This is a genomic window from Lysobacter sp. P5_B12, from assembly GCF_056400425.1.
Genome location: NZ_JBFULG010000001.1, coordinates 688,837 through 712,911, shown reverse-complemented (window position 1 = coordinate 712,911; position 24,075 = coordinate 688,837). Strand labels below are relative to the sequence as shown.

Below are 24,075 nucleotides of genomic sequence, written 5' to 3'. Positions count from 1 at the left end.
CTTCGTAACTGGCGACGAGGCCGCGTTCGCTGACGCGATACTCGGCGAGCAGGGTCGCGACCTGGCCGAGGTTGCGGATCGACGGCACGGATTCCTGCGTCACGGCGCGCACCATCTGCTGGGCCGCCCCCATGCGCTGCGCCGCGAACGCGCCCATCACGAGGATCAGCAATGCGAGGGCGCCGAAGCCGAACGCCAGTCGCTTGCCGATGTTGAGATTCTGCAACATGTCTTGGTCCGAAGAGTGAGGTGTTCAGTGGTGGGCGCGTGCCGACAACCCGCGATCAGCCGGACGTGGGAATCGATGGATCTACATCGACCGGTCGCCGCGTTTCTTGAGCTCCGGCACGTCGATCGCCGAACGCCGGGCCGTTGACGCCCCGGCGTTTTCGTTGCTGATCCGGAGAACGTCAGTACGCTTTCGCGCGAAGCAGCACACCCGAGGCATTGGTCTTGGCCACCACCCTGAAGTAGTAGCGGCCCGGCGCCGGCGAATTGCGCGTCATGGTCTGGTTGGTGCCCGGGCGCAGCGAGCTGCCGATGTTCGCGGTGGGGAATGGTTCGGCCTCGAAGTTGAGGTACACGCCGATCGTTCCGGTTCCACCGTAGCTCGTGAACTCCAGGCGCGTCGCGCCCGCGGGCACGTCGATCGAATACAGCACGCCCTGGCCGGCCACCAGCGCCGGCATCGCCTCGTTGACGCCGCTGCGCAACGGGCGCGCAGTGATCGGCTGACCGAACGTCCGGGCACGCTCCACCGCCGCGGCGGCATCGAGGATGCCGCTGCCGATCGGCCTGCTCGGCGTCACGGGAAACGGCCGGGCCGAGGACACCAGCAGGCCTTCGATCTGCGCGGGCGTCAGCGGCATCGGAGCCACGCTCTGCATCAGCGCGACCACGCCGGAGACATGCGGTGTCGCCATCGACGTGCCGATGTATCCACCGTAGGTATCGCCGCCCGGAGAGGTGGCGCCGTCGTTGACGGTGGACCACACGTACCCGTTCGGCGCGCCTTCGACGCCGGCGCCACCCGGCGCGGCGAGATCGACCTTGGCACCGTAGTTGGAATAGCTGGCGCGCTGGCCGCTGTACCCGGTCGCGGCCACGGCGACCACGTTGGCGCAGCTCGCCGGCGCATGTCGCGACGCATCGTCGTTCTCGTTGCCGGCCGCGACGACCACCGTGGTGCCGAGGGCGACCGCCGCGTTGATGGCGTCCTGGAAGACCTGCGCGCAGGTCCCCTCTCCGCCCAGGCTCATGCTGATGACCTCGGCCGGATACGGATTGGCCGGCACGCCGGGAACCGTGCCGCCGGCGGCCCAGACAATGGCATCGGCGATATCGGAGTTGTAACCGCCGCATCGCCCGAGCACGCGCACCGGGACGACCTTCGCCAGCGGCGCAACGCCAGCGCCTCCGATGCCGTTGTCGGTCACTTCGGCGATCGTGCCGGTGACGTGCGTGCCGTGCCAGCTGCTGTTCCTCGCCGATGCACCGCCGCAGTCGCCATCCACCATCCAGTCGCCCAGGTCCCAGCCGCCCGGCACGCGCTCGTCGGTGGGGCGGCGCGAGACATAGGCATCGGTGATGAAGTCGTAACCCGGCAACAGGTTCGCCAGCAGATCGGCGTGGTGGGTCGCGCCGGTGTCGAGGACGGCGACGACCACGCCGTTGCCGCGGGCGCCCATGTCCCAGGCCGTGGTGACGCGCGCGCCGCCGTTTCCGGTGCCGTACTGCCACAGCTGATGCGTGGCCAGTATCGGATCGTTGGGCAGCGCCGTCGCATGCGACATCGCATCGACGGCGACGTAATCGACGTTGGGGTCGTCGGCGAGCGAATGCATCAGCGCTTCGGCCTCGCTGCGCGACAGGCGTTGCGACGCCTTGATCACATGCATGCCGCCACGTGCGGTCGCACGCAGCGTGTCGATGTGCAGCGTCATGGCGCGGCCGTTGGCGACGGTCGGTTGGATCTGCGGCTGCGCGCGTCCCGCAGCCGCGGCGAGCGAACGCGCGCGCGCCGCAGCTTGCGTGCGCTCGGCGCTGCCGTCGCGGAACTTGATGATGAAGCGCGGCGTCGGCGAAACCGTCGCGTCGTCGATCGAAGTGAAATCGATGCGCGCGCCGGCGAGCGCCGGTGCGCATGCGATGGCGAGCAGCAGGCCGAGAATGGGTTTGCGAATGGTCATGTGCAATTCCTGGAAGAAGATGCGTTGGAGCCGCGGCGGGCAACAGCCCGCCGCGGATTCGCGGTTAGAGGTCGATACCGAAGCCGACGCCAGCCGACGAGTCGTCGCTGCTGAAGGCGCCGCCGAGGCTGAAGGACGCGCGCTCGCTGATCTGCTTCGAATAGCCGACCGACAGCGCACTCTCGCCGTTCTGCCAACCGGCGCCGACCGCGACGCGGCCGCGCGCGCCTCGGCTGCCAGCGGCGTTGATCGCCATATTCATCATCGCGGCGTTCATCGCGCCCTCGCGATCGATGCGCAGGTCCTGTTTCGACAGACGCTGGTTGACGCTGTCGCTGAGCTGCATGAACTGGTCGTCGAACGCCTGCATGCGCTGGTCGGTGTACGCATTGGCGCGTGCCACGGTTTGCGTCGCGCTGGTGTCGGTGTAGTTGTTGGCCGATGTCAGCGTCGCGGCATCGCCGGCCTGCATTTGGGCGACGTTGGCGGCGTCCGTCGCAGCGGTGCCGGCGCCGACATTGGTGACGCGTCGTTCGTTTCCGACCGAACCCACTGAGACGGTGTTCGCCTGGTCGGCCACCGAGCCCTGGCCGATCGCGACCGCGCCGGTGGCCGTCACGGTGGCGCTGCTGCCTACAGCGGTGCCGCCCGCCGCGCCGACGTTGGCGCCCGTGCCGTACGCCGTGTCCGTGGTGCTGGTCGCGTTGCTGCCGGTGCCGATGGCCAGGCCGCTGCCAGTGCCCATGGGGAGACCGCCACCCTGGCCCTGCTGGACCGCGACGATCTGCGAGGTCAGGTTGCTCAGCGTGCCGTCGATCGCCGACAACGCCGACCCGACGTCGTAGTAGCTGCTGCCCTGCACGCTGTAGGTGGGCGCAACCAACAGGCCGTTGACGTCGATGCTCGAACCTCCACCGAACGCGGCTGCCACGGAGTCCAGCTGTGCAGCATTGCTCGCGCCGACTGCGACCAGTGCGTTGTTCAACTGGCCGACGTTGACTGCGTCCGTATCCTGCGTCCCGGCGGCGACGTTGGTGATCTGGCGCTCGGCGTCGATGGCGCCGACAGATACGGTGTTGTCGCGGTCGGCCACCGCGCCGTATCCGATCGCCGTGCTGTTATCGCTGGTCGCCACCGCGCCGCTGCCGAGCGCGAGACTGTTGTTCCCCATCGCGATGCTGTTGTAGCCGAACGCGGCGCTGTTGATTCCCAGCGCGAAGGCGTTCGTGCCCATTGCGGTGCTGTAGCCGCCTTCGGCGTACGCATACGCGCCGAACGCCGATGCGAATTCGCCCAAGGCCTGGCTGCCGTCGCCGTACGCGGACGTGGACTGCGCCATTGCCTTGGCCTCGTTGCCGACGGCAATCGACTTGTATCCCGTGGCGGTCGCGTTGGTTCCCATGGCGACGGCCTGCGTGGTGGTGTCATCACCGCCGATGCCGGCGACGGCGCCATGGCCGATCGCGACGGTGTCGTGCCACGCCGCGCTGGCGTTGTCGCCGATCGCGACCGCGTACTTGCCCTGCGCCACGCTTTGGTTGCCGACGGCGGTGGCCCAGGCACCGGCGTAGCTCTCGTTGCCGATCGCAACGGCGTACTCCATCGCCGCAACGCTCTTCAGACCCATGGCGACGCTGGAATGACCGTGGGCATTGGCCATGAAACCGACCGCGATCGAGCCGTTGATCACGGTCGGGTCGAGGGCGTTGCCGACGTAATCCGGATCGGAATACATCCTGTCGCTGGTCTGGGCACCGGGGCCCACCGCGGTGTCGTAGTTGCCCCAGGTGTAGGCGCCGCTCCCGAACGTCTGCGAACCCACGCCGAGCGCGATGGCACGGCCATAGGGACTGCGAAGGCTCGGCGTGGCTTGTGGCGCATTGCCGAATGCGGCGCTCCAGTCGAGATAGCCACCGACCGCGGTTGATTGCGCGCCGACTGCGAAGCTGAAGCTGCCCAACGCGTTGCTCTGGTAGCCATAGGCGCCGGCGAGATAACCCAGCGCTGTTCCCCAGCCGCGCGCCGCATACGCGGACGTGCCGATGACCGTGGAGTTCTGGTCCTTGAACACCGGTCTGTACAAGTCGTAGCCGGTGACGGGATCCGTGAGCGGAACACCGGTGTTGGGATCGACCATCTGGATCAGCCCATCGCCCCTCGTCTGGGCGCCGGCACCGATCACGACGTCATTGTTGCCTCGTGCAGCGGCGCCATTGCCGATGACGGTGGCGTTGGCCGCCGGGGCGGCGGTGAAATAGCCATAGGTGTTGCCGAAGCCGGTCAGCACTTGGCCGACGCTTGCTTCGGCCACCGCACCGTTGCCGATGACGACCGCACCGTCGCCGTTCGCGCGCGCGGACGTGCCGATGGCGATGGCATCGTGCGCGGGCGAGACCGTGGTCGTCGTCACCAGCGTGCTCACGCCACCGGTGGTGCTCATGTCCAGCGTCGTGTCGACCAGCTCGGTGGTCGCCGCCGTGCCCAAGGCGATGTTGTTGTCGCCGTTGGCGCGCGCCTGATCGCCGATCGCCACGCTGCCGGTCCCCGTTCCTGGCGAAGTGCTGGTGGTCGTCACCGGACCCGGCGCGCCCTCCATGAACGTATCGACGGTGGTCGTCGTCACCGCTTGCGTCTGCGACTGGTTCCCCAGCGCAACACTGTTGTCGATGCCGGCCACCGAGTGCACACCAATGGCCACGCTCGAACCGCCGATGGCCTGCGCGGCCGCGCCGAATGCGGTGGCGTTGTCGCCCATCGCCCACGTGATTTCATCCGGGTCGACGAGACCGTCGCCGTCGAGGTCGATCCACGAACCCACGGCGGTCGCGTTCTTGCCAGTGGCGGTGGCTTCGTCGCCGACGGCGGTTGCGCCGTCACCGTCCGCCGCGGCGCCCGGCCCGCAGGCGAGCGCTTCGGCCCCCGGGGCAGTGCTGTCGATCGCGATCGGCGCACCGATGTCGTCAACGAGCTGGCAGTTGGCGCCGGCGAAGGCGGGCGAAGCGAGGATCGACAGGAGCGCTACGCTGAGCAAACGGCGTTGGAATCGGGACGACGGCTTTGCAGGCATTGGTGGGTCTCGGTTGATGGAATGCAACGACATCGCCGGGCGTTGGACCGCGATGTCACGCATCTGACATGAACTCCAACTTCGTGCGTATCGGGGGTTCCCCGATGTCATTCGTGCGCCGGTTTGCGAAACTCGGGCGTACCATGCACGTTGGTCATGCAGTCATCGCCACATGAGCGTTTTCCCGATTTCGTTGGGCTCCCCTCCTCGCCTTGCGCACGATGCGTTCCCGTCGACGTTGATGATCGGCGCGCGAAGCCGTCTGCTGGAGGCGGGCGTGCTGTCGCTGCTTGCCGAAATCCCGCAACTCGTCCTCGTCGCAAGCGCGAACGATGCGGCCGGGGTCGTCGATTCGGTCATTCGCTGCAAACCCGACGTGCTCTTGCTCGACCACGAAATGACCTCCGATGTCCATGCGTTGGCCAGGAGGAACGGAATCGACTTCACCGCATCCGGCCCACGCGTCCTGCTGATTTCGGCACGCCATCACCCCGGCACGGACACGACCTGCGCCGATGACCGCGTTTGCGGTTTCGTGCGGGAACAGTCGCCTCTGCCGCAGATCCGCGCGGCTTTGCAAATGATTGCCGCGTGTGAAGCCCCGCGCCTTTGGCAAGGCCCTTGCGACAGCTGTTGGTTGCGGAATTCGATCTCGCTGCCCAGGCTGGGTTTATCCGATCGCGAGTACCAAGTCTTCGATCGCATCGGGCGCGGCCATGGCACACAGCAAATAGCGCTCGACCTGGGCGTGAGCGTCAAGACGGTCGAAACGCATCGGGAAGGCATCAAGCACAAACTCCGACTCGAATCGGCATCGGCATTGGCAGAAACCGCTGGAAGTTGGCGGCGCGGCGATTACGCCGGCACCGTGAAGCCGTTGAGGTAGACGCAGCAAGGCGTGGCGTATGCTGCCGCGCATGGGCAAACATTGGCCCTATGTCCTGCTCGCCGCGGTGGTCCTGCTCGCCCCATTGGCTGGCAGTTGGTATGCCGCACGCCAATGGAGCCGTGACGCCGAGTTCGAGCAGACGCACCTCATGGCCGTGTCCGTGCTGCGTCGCTCCGAATCCGTGGCATCGCAAGCCGAGGCCGCTGCCAACCGCCTTCTGGCAGTGCGCGGCTCACAGCCGTGTTCTCCCGCCAACCTGGAAGTGATGCGGCAGATCGACCTGGGATCGAGCCAGTTGCTGGCCGTTGGCTACGTGGAAGGCGATCGCCTGCTGTGTTCCTCCCTGGGCGTGCATGACCCGCCCATTTCCCTCGGGCCGCCGCGTTACATCAACGCGCTCGGCCTGGAACTGCGAACCGCCCTGCACTTGCCGCTCGCACCCGGACGCACGCGCGTGGTCGGCGTGCGAAAGGGCACCGCAGTGGTGCTCGCGCCGGAATTGATCACCGATCTGTACCCCGACATGCGCAGCATCGTCGTGGGCGTCGCCACCGGCACCGGCTTGCCGATTGCAGGACGCGGCACATTCGCTCCACGTTGGCTGCATCGCCTCGGCAACGCGAACGCGATGTCATTCGTCGACGGTGCGAGCGTGGTGTCGCTTCAACGCTCCTCGCGATTCGATCTCGTCACCTACGTCGCAGTACCGGTTGCGCTTGTCCGACAGCGGGCCGATGCACTGCTTGGCAACCTGTTGCCGCCGGCGCTTCAGGTCGGTGCGTTCTCGTGCTTCGCCGTGTTATGGCTCGCCCGCGAACAACGGGCGCTGCCCGCGGTCATCAGGACGGCGCTGCGTCGCGGCGAGTTTTATCTGACCTACCAGCCGATCGTCGAACTGGCGACAGGCCGGTGGATCGGTGCGGAAGCACTCATCCGCTGGAAGCGCCCGGACGGAAGCATGGTGCGGCCCGATGTGTTCATCCCGGTTGCGGAGGACAACGGCTTGATATCGCTGTTGTCCCGCCACGTGCTGGAACTTCTTGCCGACGACGCCCCGGCGATTCTTGCGTTGCGTCCGGACTTCCGCTTCAGCGTCAATCTTTCGCAGCACGACCTGATCGATCCGCTGACCATCGATCACCTGCGCAAACTCCTGGCCTCAGGCCTCGCGCCGGGCAACGTGACTGTCGAAGCCACCGAGCGCGGCGTGATGGAAAAAGAGGCCGCAACCCAGGTGTTGCGGGAGATCCGCTCGCTCGGGATGCGCGTGGCGATCGACGACTTCGGCACCGGGTACGCCAACCTGGCGTACCTGCAGGATTTCGAGGTCGACGCGATCAAGATCGACAAAGCCTTCGTCGACACGATCGGCACGCGGGCCGTCACCGCGCAAGTCGCCCTGCTCATCATCGAGATGGGCAGGACGCTTTCGCTGGACCTGGTCGCCGAAGGCGTGGAGCAGGCGCACCAGGCCGATTTTCTTCGGGAGAACGGCGTGCGTTACGGACAGGGATGGTTGTTCGCCAAGGCGATGCGTTCAGAAGGGCTGTGCGCGGAGCTGGCAGCGCAAGCCATTTGAGCAACGCGTCATTTGACCAGCGGCACCATCTCCGTTTCCTCGAAGCGCAGCCGGGCACGGAGCTTGGCCTCGATCTGCACGTACAGCGCGGCCTGCGCCGGCGAGGCCGCCTTGCTTGCGTCCCGGTAGGTTCGCTTGAGGAGCGCCACCTCGTCTTCCTCGATCGCGATGACGTCCTTCGCGAGCACCCTGGCGGTCTTGTCGTCCACGCTGCCGGTGTTCCAGGCGCGCGCGTACACCAGCAGGTTTTCGATGCGCCGATGATTGAGCACCGCCAAGGCGGTCTGGTGTTCCTCGTAGATCGGCCAGAAACGTTCGGCCTGCTCCGACGTCAGCGTCAGTTGCTGTTCGATGAAGGCGCGCTTTTCGGCACTCGTGCGGTTCTGCATTTCCTGCGCCTGCGTCAGGACTTTCGTCTCGTCGAGGGTTGGATTGGACAGATTGGCCGCCATCAGCGGGGGCGTGACCAGCAAGGCTGCGGCGAGCATCAAGGCGCGGGGGTGCAAATTCATTCGGGGTTCCTCTTGTGTTGGGCAGGGGTAGGAGTTGGTTCGCAGAGTGCGTTCCAGAGTTGATCCATCGAGCTGAAGGGTGTGCATCGCCCGGACTCGACGTCCTCGATCACGCCGACCATTTGTCCGGCGTCGCATCGATAAACCCGCACGACACTGGATCGAACGAGCAGGGGATTGTTGGAAGTTTGATTTCGCATGGGATTGCCTTCTTGTCCGCTCATCGCAGCCACGACACGCTCAGGTTCGCGAACTCCGCGCCCTTGTCCTGGTCGTCGAAGGCCTTGGTGGAATAGTTGGTCGAAAGGCTGACGGCGAATCGTCCACGACGTACCGATGCACCCACGGTGGCGTTGCCGATGAACGGACGCGTGTCAACGGATCGGCTGTCGTGGAAGACCGTGCCGTCCAGCGGGAGGTAATGCGCGACCGCGTGGCCGCCGATGCCGCCGAAGAAGGACACCGACCAACGATCGGTCGGCGCCACGCCGACCGTCGATGCGGCGCTGAGGCCTTCGCGCAGGGACGTTCCTCCCAGCGCATCCACAAGATTCCAGCCCACTTCGCCGTACATGCCCAGGCTGGCGCCGGTGTAATACGTACCGAGGCTCACGTTGCCGACCGGGACGAGCCGCCATTGCGCGGCCTCGCCGACACGGCCCTGCTTCCAAAGGTGCGCCGTGGTGAATCCGACGTTGAAGATCGGCTCGCCGGGCAACTGCGTGTGCCAGCCCATCGGCTCGTCCGCACCGATGGCCTTGTGGAACTTGCGCTGCGTGCTCGCCGCGCCGGACGCGTCGCCTGTCACGCCCAACTGCAGATCCCACGCGTGCGTCCAACGTTCCGAACGCGCGTAGAGCACGCTGTCGACGTAAAGCACGCCGGCGTAAGGCTGATCGTTCAATGGCGGATCGGAGAGTGTGATGTCGTCGGGCGTATGCATTTCCTGGGCAATCGTCCAGGACGCATACGTGGTGTAACCCGCGTCGCCGACGAAGGGGAGGAAATCCCAGAAGCGCCCCCATCGACGGACGAGTGCCTTGTCGTCGTAGGAAGCAAGATCACCCGAAACCCAGGTCGCTCCGAGACCATTGGTGTAAGCGTTGTCGGATCCGGTCAATACATCGTTTTCGAGCGTGAGCGTGATGGCGCCTCGGGGTTCGGCCGCGTCCGCCGGGGCGACAACCCCGGCGGCGCACAGCGAGGAGAGCAACAACAAGCCCGGCACCATGTTGCGCGAGCGCTTGGTCGTGCGGCGGCTCATGACGCCTCCATGGCGAGCGCACCGTCGACATCGCCTTCGCTGGCTGTGGCTTCGCGACGCAGCTTGAACCAAGCGGCATAAAGCGCCGGCACGAAGAAGATCGTCAGCACGGTGGCGACGGTGAGGCCGCCCATGATCGCGATCGCCATCGGGCCCCAGAACACGCTGCGGGTCAGCGGCACCATGGCGAGTACGGTGGCGGCCGCCGTGAGCACGACGGGACGTGCACGTTGCACGGCGGCCTCCACGACCGCGCTCCAGCGATCGCGTCCGGCGGCGATCTCCGCGCGCACCTGGTCGACGAGGATGACCGCGTTGCGCATGATCATGCCCGACAGCGCGATCACGCCGAGGATCGCGACGAAGCCCAGCGGCGCCTGGCACACCAGCAGCGCGGCGACCACGCCGATCAGGCCGAGCGGTGCCGTGAGGAACACCATCGTCATCAGCGAGAAGCTCTGGAGCTGCAGCATCAGGATCAGCAGGATCACGACCAGCATCACGGGCGCGACGGCCATCAACGCGGTATTCGCCTTGTCGCTCTCTTCGACCGCGCCACCCACGTCGATGCGGTAGCCCGACGGCAGCTTCGCTTCGATGTCCTTCAGGTTGGGCCGGATCTGCTGCGTGACGGAGACGCCCTGCTGGCCATCCTTGACGTCGGCGCGCACGGTGATCGCCATGTCACGATTGCGGCGCCACAGCACCGGCTCTTCGAGGCCGTTGACGATTCGGGCCACTTGCGCGAGCGGTACGGCAGTTCCATCACGCGCATAGAGGTTCACGTTCTTCAGCGCCTCGATGTCGAGCCGCTCGTTCGGAACGGCGCGGGCGTCGATGTCGATCAGCTCCTCGCCTTCGCGCAGTTGCGAAAGCGTGGCGCCGTTGGTCAAGGTCTGCGTGACCATCGAGACATCCGTCGGCGACAAGCCGAGCGACCGCACCTTGTCCTGGTCGAGTTGGATGCGCATCGTGCGCACCGGGTCGTTCCAATCGAGCTGGACATCGCGCACGTTCTGATTGGCGCGCACCACGCTCTCCACCTGGCGCGCGATGTGGCGCACGACCTGGGTGTCGGGCCCGACGATGCGGAACTGCACCGGGAATCCGACCGGCGGCCCGAGTTCGAGCCGCGTGACGCGGACCCACGCTTCGGGGAACTTCTGCTCGGCGAGCGCCATCAACCGCGTGCGCACACGCTCGCGCGCTTCGAGGTCGCGGGTCATCACGACGAACTGGGCATAGCCGGGGTTGGGGAGTTCCGGATTCAGCGACAGGTAGAAGCGCGGCGCGCCGGCGCCGGTGTAAGCGGTGAAGAAGCGCACGTCCTTGTCGTGGGCGAGTACCGATTCCAGGCGCTTGACCTGCGCGGTCGTCGCCGCGAACGAAGCGCCTTCCTTCGAGCGCACGTCGACGATCAGTTCCGGTCGCGTGCTGTTCGGGAAGAACTGCTGCGGCACGAACTTCATGCACGCCAGCGCGACGACCATGGCCGCGGCGGTGGCGCCGATCACCCACCAGCGACGGGCGATCGCCGTGTCGATCAAGCTGCGGAGGCGCCGATAGCCCTTCGACTGGTACGGGTCGGCGCCATGGTGCTTGCCGAGGTCCTTCGGCAGCATCTTGACGGCGAGGTACGGCGTGAAGATGCCCGAGACGAGCCAGGAGACCACGACGGCGATACCGACGATCCAGAAGATACCGCCCGCGTATTCGCCCGTCGTCGACTTCGAGAAGCCCACCGGCATGAAGGCAGCGACGGTGATCAACGCACCGCTCAGGCGCGGCATCGCGGTTGCCGAATAGGAATACGCGGCCGCCTTGGTGCGGTCCCAACCGGTTTCCATCTTGGCGATCATCATTTCCAGCGCGATGATCGAGTCATCGACCAGCAGCCCCAGCGCGATGATCAGCGAACCGAGGGAAATACGTTCGAGGTTCCACCCCATGGCCATCATCGCGATCGCAACGACGCTGAGCACCAGCGGCACCGACAGCGCGACGACGATGCCCGTGCGCCAGCCCAGGCTCAGCAGGCTCACGGCGATGACGATGACGAGGGCTTCCATCAGCGAGCGCTCGAAGTCCCACACCGCTTCGCTCACCGTCGTCGGCTGGTCGGCCACGCGCTCGAGCTCGACACCGTAGGGCAGCTCCTTCTGGATGCCGTCCACGGCCTGCGCCACCGCCTTGCCCATCGCAACGACGTTGCCGTCATTGGTCATGACCAGGCCGATCATCAGCACGGGTTGTCCGTTGTGGCGCACCGTGTAGGTCGGCGGATCCTGGTAGCCACGCTTGACGGTGGTGAAGTCGCCCAGGCGGATCAGCCGTCCGCCCGCGGAAATCGGTACGTTGCGGATGTCCTCCAGGCTGGTGAATTGACCGCTCGTGCGCACGTACACGCGATCGCCGCGCGTATCGACGGACCCGGCCGGGGCGATGCCGTTCTGGCTTTGCAGGCTCTGCGCGATCTGTTGCGGCGTCACGCCGAGTGCGGCGAGGCGCTCGTTGGAGAACTCGACGTACACGCGTTCGGACTGCTTGCCGATGATGTCGATCTTCTTGACCATCGGCACGTGCAGCAACCGCCGCTTGACGATTTCGGCCGTCCTGGACATCGCGGCGAGGTCATAGCCGTCGCCCTTCACCGCATACATCAGGCTGTAGACGTCGCCGAACTCGTCGTTGATCACCGGGCCGACCACGCCTTCGGGCAGCTCGGTCTTGAGGTCTTCGAGTTTCTTGCGCGCCTGGTACCACGCTTCGCGCTGGTCCTCCTTCGACGTGCCTCCCTTCACCGTGAGCGTCATGCCGCCATAGCCTTGGCGCGCGAACGTCACCACTTTTTCGAAGTGATCGAGTTGTTCGAACTTCTTCTCCATGCGGTTCAGGACTTCGTCCTGCATCTGCTGGGAAGTGGCGCCGGGCCAGGCCACCATCGCCGTCATCGACGGTACGGAGAAGTTGGGATCCTCCAGTTGCCCCAGGCGCGGAAAGCCGAGCGCGCCCGCGACGCCGACGATGAGGATCAGGAACAGGACGAGGGAACGGTGCCCCAGCGCCCATTCGGTGAGATTGAATTTCATGGTGCACCCGCCTGGGCGATGGACGACGAAGCAGGCCGGTCGTCAGGCATCGCCACCACCAGGCCGGGTGCCATCTTGTGGATGCCCGCGGTGACCACGATTGTGCCTTCCTTCGGGCCCGACACCAGCACCGTGTCGTTGCGATAACCACGCACGGCGACCGACACGAGTTCGACGCGCGCGGTCTGCTTGCCGGGCACCGGGCGTGCGGCCCACACGGCAGGATTGCCATCGCGTTGCGTCAATGCCGTGGACGGCACCGATGCGGCGGGCGCGTCGGCGCCGACGCGTTCGGCGACCAGCGTCGCGCTCGCACCCAACGGCAGGCGCATGGCCTGCGTCGGCTTCAGCCGTGCGCGATACGTGCGCGTCTGCGCCGCGGCCTGTGCGGCGACTTCCCGAATCTCCACGTCGAACAAAATGCCGGGTGCGTTCGCGAGGAAGGCACGGAAACGCGATTGCTTGAAGATATCGAGGCGCTCTTCCGGGACATCGACGACGATTTCAGGCTCGGCATCGTCCGCGATGGCGACGACCGGCTGGCCGGCGGCGACCACCTGGCCCATTTCGATGCGCACGTTGGTGACCACGCCATCCTGCGATGCGCGCAACACCGTGTAGCCCAATTGGTTCTGCGCCAGCTCGACCGTACGCGCCTGCGCCTTGGCTGCGGCCTCGGCGGTATCGAAAGCGTTCTTCGCGTGCTCTTCGTCGGACACGCTGACAGACGCATCGCTCCTCAGCGCCTGCATGCGCTTCCAGTCCGCTTCGGCCTGGTGCCAGCGCGCATTGGCGGCATCGAGCTGGCGTCGTGCGCCATCCTCGGAAAGTCGGTAGTCGACCGCATCGATCACCGCGAGCACGTCGCCCTTGCGCACGGTCTGTCCGAGCTCGACCCGTCGCGCAGTCACCTTGCCACCGACCTGGAACGCCTGGTCCACCTCGTGTCGTGCCTGCACGACTGCGAAGTAGCGATTGGTGTCGCGCGTCTGGTCATAGTGCACGCGGGCCCAGCGGATCGGGCGATACACCTCGGGCGGAGCGTCGGACGAACACGCCGACAGCAGCGAAATCAGGACAACGGCGAGTGGAGCGGCGATGGAAGTTTTCACGAACGGACCTCGTTGGCGGATTTGATTTGGCTGGCAGGGGCGGGCGATGGCGGTTTTCATGAGCGGGCATCCTTTGCAGGCGTGTCCGCGCTCGCGGCGCGCACCGCACCGGGTTCGAACGCCTCCCACCCGCCGCCGAGCGCCTTGAAGACCCGCACGCTGTCGAGCAGCATCTGGGTCTGGCTGTCGTTCGCCCCGAGGCGCGCCTGGAGTTGCGCGCGTTGCGCATCCAGCAACGGCAGCAGGTCGATCTGGCCGCGGTCGTAGAGCGAGCGCGCGTGGCGCAGCGCGGCGTCCGCAGCGTTGGCGGCGCTCGTCAGGGAGGCTGCGCGCTGGCGGCCGTCCTTCGACGCGACGAGCGCGTTCTCGACATCCTCGAGCGCGCGCACGATGGCATCCTCGTAGCGCAGCACGGCTGCGTTCTGATCGGCGCCCGCGGCATCGTTGATCGCCTTGGTGCGTCCCCAGTTGAGCAACGGCATCGTCAGCAGGCCTGCCACGTTTCCGAATCGCGCGGCACCCAGGCTCGCGCCGTTGACTTGCGTGTCCTGGCTGCCGAACAACGCGCTCGTGAACAAGCGCGGAAACCATTCGGTCGCCGCTTGCCTGCGTCGCCAGTTCGCCGACTCGAGTTGCGCGCGGGAGGCGAGGAGATCGGGACGACGCTCGAGCAATGTCGCGGGCTGCCCCGGGCTGATCTCGGGCGGCGTCACGGTTCCGTTCCAGGGAACGAGCTTCTCGCCCTTTTCCGGCGTGTCGCCCATCAGGGCGGCGATGCGGTGCCGGGAAACCGCAGCCAGCGTCTGCAGCGGCGGAATGTCGGCGCGCGCGCGATCGGCATCGGCTTGCGCGCGCTCGACGTCGAATTGCGATGCGAGTCCGACGCTCTGGCGCGCCGTCACCAAACGCAAGGTCTCGTCCTGGGCCTTGGAGATTGCTTGCAGGGTTTCGAGCTGGCGAAGCGCGCCGGCAAGCGAGAAATAGTGCGAAGCGACCTCGGTCAGTACGAGCAGTCGCACGCCACGCGCGTCTCCCTGCGTCGCCGTGACGTCCGCAGCGGCGGCGTTCGCGCCATCGCGCAGTCGTCCGGTGATGTCGATTTCCCAGGAGACATCCAGGCCGGCCGAGCTGCTTTCCATCTCGGGCACGGCACGCTGCGCGGAGCCGGAGTATCCGTTGGTACTCTTCGTCGAGCCCGCACTCAATCCGATGCTGGGCAACAGCGCCGATCGGCTGATGCGTTCACCCGCGCGTGCAGCGCGGACGCGTTCGGCAGCGATGCGCACATCGCGGTTCTGGATTGCAGCGCGTTCGATGAGGTCGGTCAGGACGGGATCGCCATACGTCTTCCACCATGCGACCTCTGCCTGGTTCGCAGTCTGGTCGGCGGGGACCGTGCTGAAACTGCCGGGCACGTCGACGGTGGATTGCAACATCGGTGTTGCGCAGCCGGACACTGCGAGCGCGATGCCGAATGAAAGGGTCGCCGCGGCCAAACGCGGGGGGAAGCGTCGGGAGGGGGGAAGTGGCCGCGGCGACGGGGAACGGGAAAGTCGTGTTGAAGCGTTCGGGGACATTGCGCTGACTCGCTGTTGTCGATGGGGTCAGCGTAGACACGCAGCGCGCGCGAAGGGTCAGCAAACCGTCGGCGATCGGTGGGCGTTTCGCCACGTCGATCGCTTGCTCATGCCTGCAACGCCGAGACGGCTTGCTCGATCCGCAGTTGTGCTTGCGCGATCGCCGAGTCGCGTTGCACGTCGCCGACGTTGAGTCCGTCCGCTGCGACGACATCCAAATGGGTGACGCCGATGAACGAGAAAGCACTTCGCAGGTAGGTCTCCGCGTGCTCCATCGGGCGGGCAGGCGATGCGTCGCCGTAGAAGCCGCCGCGCGCAATCGCCAGGAAAACGCGCTTGTTGCCTGCCAAGCCTTCCGGCCGCCCGGATTCGGAATAGCGGAATGTCTTTCCGGCGACGGCGATGCGATCGATCCACGCCTTGAGCTGGCTGGCGATGGAGAAGTTGTAGAACGCCACGCCGATCACGACGATGTCTGCGGACAGGAACTCATGGATGACGGTTTCGCCCAATGCGATGTCGCGACGCAAAACGTTGTCGAAGGGGGCGTTCGAATCGCCACGCATGGCGGCGAGGTATGCGCCGGAGAGATGGGGAATCGGCTCCGCGGCCAGATCGCGATAGGTCACGCGAAGCGCGGGCATCTTGCGACGAAGCTGATCCACGACGTGGGAAGACAACACGCGGCTCGCGGACGAAGGGCCGAGGATGCTGGAATCGAGGTGCAAGAGGTTTTGCGACATGCAGGTGGGTGTCTCATCCATGGGAAGTCGATGGTCGACAGAGCGTGGGAGCTCGATCGGTTTTCAGTGACGCGGCGCGGGAACGGAACGTTTGGACGGTCCTCCCTGCCGTGCGTGCGACGGCCGCTCGACGCGCCTTGGAGAGCAGCGCCCGCGCGCAAGGCGTATCGCGCAGCGCGAGGTTTTTTGCAGCGAGTTCGACCGCACGGAGTGGGCGGTTGCCAACGCCCATGAAGAATTTGGCCGCCTCGTCGACGTAGGCTTCGGGACGGCGCTCGAGGAGCGCGTCGTACACCGCGGCGGCACGCTGCGCTTCGTTCGCGGCCTCCGTGTCTTCCCCGCGCGCGGCGAGGATCTGCGCATTGAGCGCCACGTATGCCGGATCGTCCGACGCTTCGAGGGGGGATTCGATGAGCGCAGCCGCCCCGTCGAGATCACCGCGTGCGAGCGCGATTTCAGCGCGGCCCGCCCGGCCCGGCATGTGCCAGGGCAGCACGATCTCGAGGTGAACGAGCAGCTCATCGGCACGGGCCAAGTCGCCTTGTCGCATCGCTGCCCTGGCCCACGCGTACAGCAACTGGGCGCACCGCAACGGGACGATGCCGTCGTCGGCCTTGATGGCCTGCGCATAAAGCATTTCAGCCAAGGCGAACTGGCCCATCTCCGCCGAGAGCGTCGCAAGCGCGCCCAGCGTCTCGAGATTGGGTCGCTCCCGCGCCAGTCGGTCGCGCAATTCGAGCGCGTCCCAGAACTGCCCGGTCGCCTGGAGCAACGCTGCGCGCGCCCCTTGGATCTGCTGGCGCGAACAGCCGGCGACCATCGCCAGATCGAGCAGCACTTCGGATTGCCCGACTTGATGGAAGCGAGCGCATATTCGGGCACGCGTGAGAATCGCGGCGCCGTCGCCGGGAAACGATTCGATCGCTTCCTCCGCGGCCGCCTCGGCGAGGTCGTGGTCGGCGATGCAACCGAGCAGATCGCCGCGCAGCAACAGCAGCTCCGCCAGCGACACCAAGTCTTCGACGCATGCGCCGTCGCGTCGCTTGCGCTCCAGGCGGGAAATGGCGGAACAAAGGTCTTCCAGCGCCGATCGCCCGCTGGTGTAGCGTTCGAGTTCGATCTTCATGCGGGCTGCCTCACTGCAGCCGAGCAACGTTTCGGGACGTCCACGGTAGGCGGCGCGTTGCCGCGTGTGGTCAGCGAAGCGTCGGCGTTCGGTCGGAGTGCACGCAGCCTCAGCGATCCGGGGGCGTCGATCCGGGGCCGAGGTCGGCCGCGATCAGCGCGAGGAGTTCCGGCGCGGTTTCGAACTCGCGTTGTTCACAGGTGAGCAGGTTCTCGACACGGCCACGCAGGGCGTCGGGCGTCGCATCGTTTCGGAGCTTGACGACGTAGGCGCGGCGATTGGGATATTTGGAATCAGCACTGAGGGACATTGCACGACCGCGGGTTTGTTGACTGCAGGTCATGCTAGGGATGTCGCGACCCCGCGTGGTCGCGGAAGGGTGGCGCTTCGGTCAGGAGTGCATTGACCGCCGGCCTGCGAGCAGGGCCCGCGCACGGATGACGAGCGGCGTGTCCTGCGCCTCGTCGAGCCGCGCCACCAGCGATTCCAGCGCGACGATGTCACCCGCGTTCGGCGTAGCGTGCTCGACGAGGTGGACCAATGCGAGCAACTCCAGCCAGGGCGCGCCCTGCGCGCGCGCCTCGTCGATCGCCTCCCGGATCGCCGCATCGGCGTGGGCCGGGTCGTTCCGGTGGCGCGCGATGGCCGACTCGATCAATCGCAACTGCGGCAGGCAGATGCGTTCGTCATGCCGGTCGACCAGCGCCAGCGCCTCGTCCAATTGCGACTGCGCCGCATCGAAGTCGCCCGCCTCGATGAGCGCCTCGGCTGCATAGGTCAGGGTTTCGGTGCCGCCGGACACCATCCCGAGTGCGATGTTTTCGTCGTATGCCTCGCGAATGCGCTGGAACCCTTCCAGCGGTTGCCCAAGGCGCGCCTGCGCCCACCCGCGGAACCAGCGAGATGCCGTTCTCCCCTGCGCCAACGCGTACTCATCGACAAGTGCTTGCATCTCTGCCGCGAGGGACGCCACCCGCTCGGCGTTTCCAATCCGTGTTTCGAGCAGCGCGTCGAACCACATCGTGACCATCACCGCCATGGGCTGCCCAAGCGTGCGTGCGCGCGCATACGCTGCGTCCAGATGCGCGCGCGCCTGGCGCACGAGGCCAAGGTGGATCAGCGGAAGGCTCAGGATCGCGCGGGCCGTGACATGCGGGTCGGCGATGAAGCCGTAGAGCCGCGTCTCCGAGGCGTCGACCAGCGACGCGAGCGCCGGCAGCGTTCGCTCCAGCGCGCGCCGCGCCACCTCGTGCCGACCCTGCATCATGTGCGCCTGGCCCTGCACGGTCCCGGTGGCCACGGTCAACAGCGCATCGCCTTTCGCCTCGCCCAGTGCCTCGGCGCGAGCGGCCGTCAGCAGCGCCTCGTCGTACTCGGCGCGCAGGTTGAGCAAAAAGCCGAGTCCGTGCAGGAGCAGGCCTCGCATCGGGTGCTCGGGTGTGTCGGCCAGTTGTGACGAAGCACGCGCGAATGCATCACGGGCAACGTCTCCCGCACCAAGCGCATGGAAGGCAGCCACGCCGCGCAGCGTGCCCAGGGTGAGCTCATGCCCCGCGCGCTCCGGGCCGGCGGCCACCTGATCGACCAATTCAAGCGCATGCTCGGTCAAGGACATGCACTCGTTCGGACGAAGCTGCTGCAAGGCCGACTGTGCGGCCTCGGCGTAATAGCGCAGCGCCGGCATCCGAACGCGCCCCTGATCGAAATGCACCGCGAGCTCGGCGGCCACGACGTTCGCGCCCATCCCGCGCTCGCGCTCGAGCGAATGGGCGACCCGTCGGTGCAACTCGATGCGTGCAGGGGGCGTCGTGCGGTCGAGCAGCGCTTGCCGGTAGAGCGCGTGCCGGAACGCGTAGTCGTCGTCCAACGCATCTGCCGAGGTGTTTGATCCGTCGATCCCGACAAGCCACCCCTGTTCCCGCGCCAGGGCATCGCATCTGTCCGAGACTTCGAGCACATCGCGATCCAGCGCGCCTGCCAAGGTATCGACGCGAAACCGCAAGCCGCAGACGGCAGCGGCGCCAAGCAGCGCGCGCCGGTCCTCATCCAGGCGCCCGACGTATTGGTCGATCAGCGCAGAAAGCCCCCGCGGAACGGGAAGGTCGGTGAGCTGAGTCGCGGTCAATTCGCTTGTGCGCATGCGCAACGCAACATCGCCGGCGAGCGATGCGATGAACAGCGGAACCCCTTCCGTACGATCGTGCAGGGCGCGTACGACGTCCTCCTTTTCCGCCAACTCCGGTACGCGAGCCGCGAGAAACGCCGCGGTCTCGCGCTCGGAAAACGAGTCGAGCACGATCTCCTCGCACAGCCCGCTCATTCGGAGTTCGTGTCGCAGGGCCCCGAGCGGGTGATCGTGCGCGATCACCTCGGTCAGTCGAAAGCTCGCCAGCCACATGAATCGAGCGAATCCCCGGCGACGCGCGACGTAGTCGATGAGTTGCGTCGTCGCGCGGTCCGCCCAGTGCAGATCCTCGGTGACCAGCAGCAACGGACGTTGCTCGGTGTAACGATCCAGGAATTCGCCCAACTCCCGCAACATCCGCTCCGGATGGACGCCCACCAGTTCTCGCTGGAGCGCCTCGCGCTGTTCCGCCGTGCAGAGCCAGGGCAATTGCAACAGCCATGTGGGCGCGACGTCGCGCAAGAGTGGAACGACCGTGGCGTCGCGCCGGCCGAGTTCGGCGATCGCCTCGAGCAGCGCGTGGTAGGGCTCGCCGGTGCCGAAGCTCTGCACGCACGTGCCGCGTGCGATTGCGATGTCACCCGAGCGTGCGATGAATTGCTCGATCAGCGTCGTCTTGCCGATGCCGGGTTCGCCCGCCACCCAGAACAGCGTGCGACGACCCGCCTTTGCCGAGGTCCACGCCTCCCGCAGGCTCGCAAGCTCGGTTGCGCGGCCGATGAATCCGCTCGATTCGCCGGGACGATCGTCGCCGAGGGGTGAAGCCTGCTCCGCTTCCGTTTCGCCCTCGAGCGGCGTGTCCTTCAGCCGTGCAACGAATCGATATCCGCGCCGGGGCACGGTTTCGATGAAGCGGGGGTGTCGCGGATCGTCGCCCAGCGCATTGCGGATGTCGCTGATCGCACCCTTCAGGACGGAATCGCTGACGAAGCGATGGCCCCACACCCCGTCGAGCAACGCATGCTTGGTCAGCATGGCGCCGGGCTGCCGCGCGAGCGCGCACAACAAGTCGAACGGCGTGGGCGCGAGCGCAACCGGCGATCCGGAACGCGACAGGCGAGCGTTCCCCTGGTCCAGTTCGAACTCGTCGAAGCGGACATGCAGGGAATCCGAACCTGCCGTCACGTTATCCACCTCGCCCTTCATCGCCGGTGTCCATTTTCACCCCCCGGCGAGCCCGATGAAAGCCGGGCCGCACGCGGCACGTGGATTTGCGACTGATCGGCGACCAATCCCTGACCGTTGCGCCGATCCCGCGGACTAGTCTGATCGAACGCCGAACCGAGCCTGGCCGCACCGATGCTCCCCGTGTCTCTCAACCACTACTGGAACGACCCTGTGCTCAGGGCCAACGTTTCGATCGTCCTGACCCTCCTCGGCGCCCTGGGCCTCGGGATGCTCGTTGGCTATGAACGGTCCTATCGCGGCCGGGCAGCAGGCATGCGCACCTACGGACTGGTTTGCATGTCCTCGGCGGCCCTGATGGTCGTCATCGGATTCGGATCCATGTGGTTCGGCGGCGTCCCCGGCGTCTTCCGGGCCGACCCGACGCGTGTGGTCCAGGGCGTCGTCACCGGCATCGGTTTCCTCTGCGCGGGCGTGATCATCAAGGATGGCCTGAGCGTGCGCGGCTTGGCGACGGCCGCCTCGATCTGGGCTGTCTCCGCGGTTGGCGTGCTCTTCGGCGCTGGCTTCCACGCCGCCGCCACGATTTTCGCGGTGCTCTGCGCGCTGTCGATGTCGGTGTTGCATCGCGTGGAGCGTCGGCTCCCCGGCCGCAACACCCTGGACCTCGTCCTGACGTTCAAGGCGGGGTTCCAGCCCAACCTGGACGAACTCGTCGCCATCGCAGGCGCACGCGGATACCGCATCCTCCACGACAGCATCACGATCGCGTTCGCCGACAACCGCACGGAATGGCGCCTCGCCGCCATCGCCCTGGAGCGTTCGCGCGCGCTGTCGCCTTCATTACTCGCCGATGAGTTGTGCAGATCCGAGGGCGTGGCCAGATTCAGCATCACGCCAGTGCGCAATTGAGTATTTGACACATTGCCCCTTTCCGATGCGCATGCTTGGACATCGGGGGCGTTCGGACGTATACCCCTCCGGGCATGCCCCACCGTTCCCCCCCCGCGTCGATGCACTCCCGCAACGACCCCCGCAACGGCATCGGTGTCGACCCGACCACCCAGCTGTATCGGCTGGGCGCGGGCGGGCCGAGCCTGAGCGCGGGCCTGGCGGCCGCGGGCGCGACCGGCCGGCGCATCGCGCTGCTGCACATCGACGTCGATCGTCTGGGCACCATCAACCGCCAATTCGGCGAGGCCGTGGGCGACCAGGTGCTGGCGGCGGTCGCGCAGCGCCTGCAGAAGACGATGCCGAACGGGGGGTGGTTGTGGCGGCTGGGCAGCGACGAATTCATCGCGGCCATCGGCTACCGCCGCGACGAACCCGACGGCATGGTCCTGGCCGATCGCCTGCGCGATGCCTTCGATGCGCCGCTGTCGGTGCCACCGCACAGCGTGCGCGTGACGCTGTCGATCGGGATCGCGGTCTATCCCGATCACGCGGAGGACGCCGCCGCGCTGCTGGCGCGCGCCGAAGTCGCGGTGCGCAAGGCCCGGCGCGATGCCGGGCGCAGCGGCACCGGGCTGTCGGCCCTGCCCGATCGCGGCGACGCCGAGCAGGACGCAGCGGCCTCGCGCAGCATCCTCAAGGGCATCGAAAACGACGAGTTCCTGTTGTTCCACCAGCCCACGGTGAACGCGCACGACGGCAGCATCGACGCGGTCAGCGTGCTGCTGCGCTGGCGCAACAGCGAATACGGACTGCTGCGTCCGAACCACTTCTTCGAAATCGTCGAGGCCTCGGGCCTGGCCTCGCGGCTGGGCTGGTGGGTGGTGGAGCGCGCGACGCGGCAACTGGCGCAGTGGCGCGAGAAGGGCTTCGACTGGCTCAACATGTCGGTGCACTTGGCGAACTCGATGCTGTTGCGGCGCGACTGCATCGACCTGATCGGCGAACAGTTGCAACGCTGCGGCATTCCCGCGGCGTCGATGCAGTTCGAGATTTCCGAAAGCGCGCTGTCGCTCGACACGCGCGTGGTGCACGACAACCTCATGGGGCTGCGCGGCCTGGGCGCGCTGTTGACCGTCCACGACTTCGGCATGGGGCGGCTCGCGCTGGGCGCGCTGGCGCACCATCCCATCGACCGGCTCAAGATCGATCGCAGCTTCATCCACGAGGCCGCGAGCGATCCGCGCACCGCGGCGATCGTGCGCGGCATCCTCGCGGTGGGCCACCGCCTCGGCATGACGCTCACGGCCAAGGGCGTGGAGACCGAAGCCGAGCTCAACTTCCTGCGCCGCAACCAGTGCGACTTCTTCCAGGGGCACCTGTTCTGTTCGCCGCGCCCCGCCGACGAACTCGACGAGGTACTGCGCAAGCGCGTGTTGTTGCCCGAAGCCTTCGCCGCGATGCGCCCGGAACGCACGCTGTTGTTGCTCGACGACGAAGACAACGTACTGCGCTCGCTGGTGCGCCTGTTCCGCCGCGACGGTTATCGCCTGCTGACCGCTAACAGCGTGCGCGATGCTTTCGATCTGCTGGCCAGCAATCGCGTGCAGGTCATCGTGTCCGACCAGCGTATGCCGGAAATGACCGGCACCGAATTCCTGGGCCGCGTGCGCGACCTGTATCCCGACACGGTGCGCATGGTGCTCTCGGGCTATACCGACCTTGCGACCGTCACCGACGCGATCAACCGCGGCGCGATCTACCGCTTCCTCACCAAGCCCTGGAACGACGAGGAATTGCGCGAACACATCCGCGATGCGTTCCGCGCGTCGGAGTCGCAGGACGTGGAGGAAGAGTTCTGATCACGCGCCCGCGGGCTGCGTGACCGGCAACACCAGGCGGAAGATGCTGCCCACGCCGGGCGTGCTGGTCACGTCGATGCGCCCGTGGTGTTTCTGCGCGATGTTGTAGGCCACCGCCAGCCCCAGGCCCGTGCCGCGCCCGATGGGTTTGGTGGTGAAGAACGGTTCGAAGATGCGCGGCAACACGTCGGGCGTGATGCCCGTGCCGGTGTCGGCGATGCTGATCCAGGCCTCGCCGTTCTCGCTGCCGGTGGCGATGACGATGGTGCCGCGGTGCTCGATCGCCTGGCCGGCGTTGATCAGCAGCGTCATCAGGACCTGGTTGATCTCCGAGGGGTGGCATTCGACCGGCGGCATGTCGCCGTAGTGCTTCTCCAGCTGGATCCGATATTTCAACTCGTTCCAGACGATGTTGATCGTCGATTCCAGGCCGCGGTGCAAATCGGACGGACGCATGGGTTCGTCGCTGCCGCTGCTGCGGGAGAAGTCCTTCAGGTCCTGCACGATCTTGGTGACGCGTTCGATGCCTTCGCGCGATTCGGACAGCAGCTTGGGCAGGTCGCCGATGATGAATTCGATGTCGAGCCGCTCGCGCTTGGTGCGCACGGCCTCGCGGTGCGCGCCCGGATCCTCGGCGGCGAGCGCGTTCTCGTGGCATTCGATCATCGCCAGCAACGCGCCCATGTACTCCTGCAACGTGCCGATGTTGGAATGCACGTAACCGATGGGATTGTTGATCTCGTGCGCGACGCCGGCGGCGAGCTGGCCGATCGAGGCCATCCGGTCGGACTGCAGCAGTTGGGCCTGGGTGCTCGCCAGTTGCCGGTAGGTTTCCCGGAGTTCGTCGTGCCTGGGCATGGTGGCG

The 24,075-nt window shown here is 66.6% G+C and carries 16 protein-coding genes and 1 pseudogene; 4 read left to right on the top strand and 13 right to left on the bottom strand.

Annotated features, from left to right (window positions below; translation table 11 throughout):
• The 3 genes from AC1DOM_RS03300 to AC1DOM_RS03290 all read right to left on the bottom strand — a co-directional run.
• Positions 1-229, bottom strand: a 229-nt coding sequence (locus AC1DOM_RS03300) for an MCP four helix bundle domain-containing protein (protein ID WP_498960167.1), incomplete at its 3' end; no start/stop codon positions are given.
• A gap of 181 nt (positions 230-410) precedes the next feature.
• Positions 411-2,189, bottom strand: coding sequence for a S8 family peptidase (locus tag AC1DOM_RS03295; RefSeq protein WP_498960166.1), 1,779 nt, complete (start codon positions 2,187-2,189; stop codon positions 411-413).
• 64 nt (positions 2,190-2,253) lie between these two features.
• A complete protein-coding gene (locus AC1DOM_RS03290) occupies positions 2,254-5,256 on the bottom strand; it encodes a YadA-like family protein (protein ID WP_498960164.1) in 3,003 nt (1,000 codons plus the stop codon).
• Positions 5,257-5,428: 172 nt separating this feature from the next.
• Here AC1DOM_RS03290 and AC1DOM_RS03285 point away from each other — a divergent pair, with 172 nt between their 5' ends.
• Both AC1DOM_RS03285 and AC1DOM_RS03280 read left to right on the top strand, forming a co-directional pair.
• Complete coding sequence (locus tag AC1DOM_RS03285; protein WP_498960162.1) at positions 5,429-6,142, top strand: LuxR C-terminal-related transcriptional regulator; 714 nt, start codon at positions 5,429-5,431, stop codon at positions 6,140-6,142.
• A gap of 31 nt (positions 6,143-6,173) precedes the next feature.
• The gene (locus tag AC1DOM_RS03280; protein WP_498960160.1) at positions 6,174-7,724 is read left to right on the top strand and encodes an EAL domain-containing protein; all 1,551 of its coding nucleotides are present in this window, start codon (positions 6,174-6,176) and stop codon (positions 7,722-7,724) included.
• Positions 7,725-7,732: 8 nt separating this feature from the next.
• Here AC1DOM_RS03280 and AC1DOM_RS03275 read toward each other — a convergent pair whose 3' ends face one another.
• The 9 genes from AC1DOM_RS03275 to AC1DOM_RS03235 all read right to left on the bottom strand — a co-directional run bounded on the left by AC1DOM_RS03275 (position 7,733) and on the right by AC1DOM_RS03235 (position 20,478).
• Positions 7,733-8,236, bottom strand: coding sequence for a hypothetical protein (locus AC1DOM_RS03275; RefSeq protein WP_498960157.1), 504 nt, complete (start codon positions 8,234-8,236; stop codon positions 7,733-7,735).
• Between the two features lie 220 nt (positions 8,237-8,456).
• Positions 8,457-9,500, bottom strand: coding sequence for a lipid A deacylase LpxR family protein (locus tag AC1DOM_RS03270; RefSeq protein ID WP_498960156.1), 1,044 nt, complete (start codon positions 9,498-9,500; stop codon positions 8,457-8,459).
• Positions 9,497-12,589 (bottom strand): efflux RND transporter permease subunit, encoded by a 3,093-nt coding sequence (locus AC1DOM_RS03265; protein ID WP_498960154.1) that lies wholly within the window; start codon positions 12,587-12,589, stop codon positions 9,497-9,499. The genes AC1DOM_RS03270 and AC1DOM_RS03265 overlap by 4 nt, the downstream gene beginning before the upstream one ends.
• The gene (locus AC1DOM_RS03260) at positions 12,586-13,701 is read right to left on the bottom strand and encodes an efflux RND transporter periplasmic adaptor subunit (protein WP_498960152.1); all 1,116 of its coding nucleotides are present in this window, start codon (positions 13,699-13,701) and stop codon (positions 12,586-12,588) included. Before AC1DOM_RS03260 ends, AC1DOM_RS03265 begins: the two co-directional genes overlap by 4 nt.
• A gap of 56 nt (positions 13,702-13,757) precedes the next feature.
• Positions 13,758-15,278, bottom strand: a complete 1,521-nt coding sequence (locus tag AC1DOM_RS03255; protein ID WP_498960150.1) for an efflux transporter outer membrane subunit — start codon at positions 15,276-15,278, stop codon at positions 13,758-13,760.
• A gap of 107 nt (positions 15,279-15,385) precedes the next feature.
• Positions 15,386-16,021, bottom strand: coding sequence for an FMN-dependent NADH-azoreductase (locus AC1DOM_RS03250; protein WP_498960148.1), 636 nt, complete (start codon positions 16,019-16,021; stop codon positions 15,386-15,388).
• 13 nt (positions 16,022-16,034) lie between these two features.
• Complete coding sequence (locus AC1DOM_RS03245) at positions 16,035-17,147, bottom strand: tetratricopeptide repeat protein (RefSeq protein ID WP_498960146.1); 1,113 nt, start codon at positions 17,145-17,147, stop codon at positions 16,035-16,037.
• A 109-nt stretch (positions 17,148-17,256) separates the two neighbouring features.
• Positions 17,257-17,457, bottom strand: coding sequence for a hypothetical protein (locus tag AC1DOM_RS03240; protein WP_498960144.1), 201 nt, complete (start codon positions 17,455-17,457; stop codon positions 17,257-17,259).
• Positions 17,458-17,538: 81 nt separating this feature from the next.
• Positions 17,539-20,478 (bottom strand): ATP-binding protein, encoded by a 2,940-nt coding sequence (locus AC1DOM_RS03235; protein WP_498960142.1) that lies wholly within the window; start codon positions 20,476-20,478, stop codon positions 17,539-17,541.
• 192 nt (positions 20,479-20,670) lie between these two features.
• Between AC1DOM_RS03235 and AC1DOM_RS03230 the strand changes: the two genes are divergently transcribed.
• Complete coding sequence (locus AC1DOM_RS03230) at positions 20,671-21,369, top strand: MgtC/SapB family protein (RefSeq protein WP_498960140.1); 699 nt, start codon at positions 20,671-20,673, stop codon at positions 21,367-21,369.
• Positions 21,370-21,470: 101 nt separating this feature from the next.
• Positions 21,471-23,210, top strand: coding sequence for an EAL domain-containing protein (locus AC1DOM_RS03225; RefSeq protein ID WP_498960138.1), 1,740 nt, complete (start codon positions 21,471-21,473; stop codon positions 23,208-23,210).
• Here AC1DOM_RS03225 and AC1DOM_RS03220 read toward each other — a convergent pair.
• Positions 23,211-24,062, bottom strand: a pseudogene (locus tag AC1DOM_RS03220) (ATP-binding protein); the annotation flags it as partial. It abuts the gene before it with no gap.
• Between the last annotated feature and the right edge of the window lie 13 nt (positions 24,063-24,075).

Coding starts and splice junctions, on each gene's coding strand:
- AC1DOM_RS03295 (WP_498960166.1), bottom strand. CDS start 2,189: ATGACCATTCGCAAACCCATTCTCGGCCTGCTGCTCGCCATCGCATGC.
- AC1DOM_RS03290 (WP_498960164.1), bottom strand. CDS start 5,256: ATGCCTGCAAAGCCGTCGTCCCGATTCCAACGCCGTTTGCTCAGCGTA.
- AC1DOM_RS03285 (WP_498960162.1), top strand. CDS start 5,429: ATGAGCGTTTTCCCGATTTCGTTGGGCTCCCCTCCTCGCCTTGCGCAC.
- AC1DOM_RS03280 (WP_498960160.1), top strand. CDS start 6,174: ATGGGCAAACATTGGCCCTATGTCCTGCTCGCCGCGGTGGTCCTGCTC.
- AC1DOM_RS03275 (WP_498960157.1), bottom strand. CDS start 8,236: ATGAATTTGCACCCCCGCGCCTTGATGCTCGCCGCAGCCTTGCTGGTC.
- AC1DOM_RS03270 (WP_498960156.1), bottom strand. CDS start 9,500: ATGAGCCGCCGCACGACCAAGCGCTCGCGCAACATGGTGCCGGGCTTG.
- AC1DOM_RS03265 (WP_498960154.1), bottom strand. CDS start 12,589: ATGAAATTCAATCTCACCGAATGGGCGCTGGGGCACCGTTCCCTCGTC.
- AC1DOM_RS03255 (WP_498960150.1), bottom strand. CDS start 15,278: ATGTCCCCGAACGCTTCAACACGACTTTCCCGTTCCCCGTCGCCGCGG.
- AC1DOM_RS03250 (WP_498960148.1), bottom strand. CDS start 16,021: ATGTCGCAAAACCTCTTGCACCTCGATTCCAGCATCCTCGGCCCTTCG.
- AC1DOM_RS03245 (WP_498960146.1), bottom strand. CDS start 17,147: ATGAAGATCGAACTCGAACGCTACACCAGCGGGCGATCGGCGCTGGAA.
- AC1DOM_RS03240 (WP_498960144.1), bottom strand. CDS start 17,457: ATGTCCCTCAGTGCTGATTCCAAATATCCCAATCGCCGCGCCTACGTC.
- AC1DOM_RS03235 (WP_498960142.1), bottom strand. CDS start 20,478: ATGAAGGGCGAGGTGGATAACGTGACGGCAGGTTCGGATTCCCTGCAT.
- AC1DOM_RS03225 (WP_498960138.1), top strand. CDS start 21,471: ATGCACTCCCGCAACGACCCCCGCAACGGCATCGGTGTCGACCCGACC.